Source organism: Clostridium sp. (assembly GCF_036569345.1).
Classification (GTDB): domain Bacteria; phylum Bacillota; class Clostridia; order Clostridiales; family Clostridiaceae; genus Clostridium_AD.
The window spans coordinates 1-1,589 of sequence record NZ_DATCQT010000019.1; the positions used below are offsets into that span (position 1 = coordinate 1).

General features: G+C 34.6%; 2 protein-coding genes. Both read right to left on the reverse strand.

Features of this window, described 5'->3' with window-relative positions:
* Window positions 1-423: 423 nt before the first annotated feature.
* Complete coding sequence (locus VIM70_RS01400; protein WP_331943385.1) at window positions 424-594, reverse strand: hypothetical protein; 171 nt, start codon at window positions 592-594, stop codon at window positions 424-426.
* A gap of 429 nt (window positions 595-1,023) precedes the next feature.
* The gene (locus tag VIM70_RS01405) at window positions 1,024-1,413 is read right to left on the reverse strand and encodes a pyridoxamine 5'-phosphate oxidase family protein (RefSeq protein ID WP_331943387.1); all 390 of its coding nucleotides are present in this window, start codon (window positions 1,411-1,413) and stop codon (window positions 1,024-1,026) included.
* Window positions 1,414-1,589 lie beyond the last annotated feature (176 nt).

Genomic DNA, 1,589 nt, shown 5'->3' on the forward strand with positions numbered 1-1,589 from the left:
TTTTGGTGTTCCTAGAAATAGATAAGAGTGTAAAATCAGCAATATTGCATGTTAATTTTACACTCTTATTCGTGACTAAATACGAAAAGGCGCTGCCTCTCCATGATCGTCCTTAGACGTCATTTTGAGACAGCCCCTTTACAAATATTTTGTTTACTGATATTAAAATTGCTACCATACTTTTAATATGCCTGATCGTACGAATTTGGAAGGTTTTTCGTGAATCATTTATTGGCCCACTATTTGAAACACTACCCTTCCCCTATTAACTTTAGCAATTTCTTCGGTTGCATCTTCTACATAAAAGATCCCAAGCTTATTTCCTATTTCTTCGTTATATAACGTCTATCGAGAAAGGTTGGATGGAAGAGATTTCTCTAGTCGCTGACCTGCGAAAATCAATGTCTGCATTGATGAACTAGTTTAGTTAATGAGCTTTACGTAACTAGTCTTAATCTTATTTTCAGCCATTTCTTCCATCTCATCGTCGATGTCCATTAATGTAGTTAACCATTTCGCACGGTTTCCTATATTTCCTGCTAAATTTTCAAAAACTTTTGCGCGTTTTTTTAGTAAAACTTCTGTTCGATTCATATATTTCAACCTTCTCCTCTCTCTTGAGTATTAAATAAATATACCTGCACAATCTGAATTTACGTTTTGATTGAAAATAGAATATTTTCAGACTAATGATTGCACTTAATAGTACAGCTACTTACATTATATGTCAAGTGGTGATAATTACTTTCACAAGTTATAACTATCCGAAGTAATCGTCATAACTAAGATCACACTCATACTGTAATGATGGACGCTATATAATATTCTGTACATCAATAAGTGAAGTGAATATATAACACCGCCTAGTCGCGGTTCTCTAACACGACGAGATTTGCCCAGGATAATTACAGTTACATCAAAGGAGTAGTCCTTTAGAGAACTACTCCTTGATAATATCTTAGCTTACCCTATATCTAGTTGTTACCGTAAGGACTTCATGCTCTGTGTGCAGCTCATCCGTTATTAACTCAAAGTAATTTTCTTAAAACCACCGGCCATATCAGCAATTTCTGCTGTTGCTTCTTCTAAGTAAAAGAGCCCAAGCTTATTTCCTGTTTCTTCGTTATATAACTTCTTTAACATAGGTAATGTCTCGAAAGCCTTCTCCTGAGTTTCTATTTTTTCATCAATTTTGACCTTGCCACTAATCCTTATCCATTCTCCTTTAGCACTTGCAGTACTAAGTTCAATGTAAGGGTTTGCTAAAATTTGTTGGTAGGATTGTTTTTGCTTACCTATACCGAAATAAAGTTTGTTTTCATAAGCCATAAAAAATCCAAGGGGTCTAACTTTAGGTTTGTTATTATCAACGGTTGCAAAATAAAATGTACGGTTTTCCTTTAAAAAATTCAATACTTCTTCCACGGTAGAACAGCACCTTTCTTTTAAATAAGGCTCAGTTAAACTCTAGTGTTGATTTTGCCTAAGTTAATAACTAGGCCCTTTATGCAACCCTGAATTCTGACAAACGCAATGACCTATAAGTTTCCCTCATCTGATAAAGACAGGAAGTATAAAGCATGTCTTTA

Bases quoted from the DNA above. Each gene is read 5' to 3' on its own strand.
- VIM70_RS01400 (WP_331943385.1), bottom strand. From the start codon at position 594: ATGAATCGAACAGAAGTTTTACTAAAAAAACGCGCAAAAGTTTTTGAA.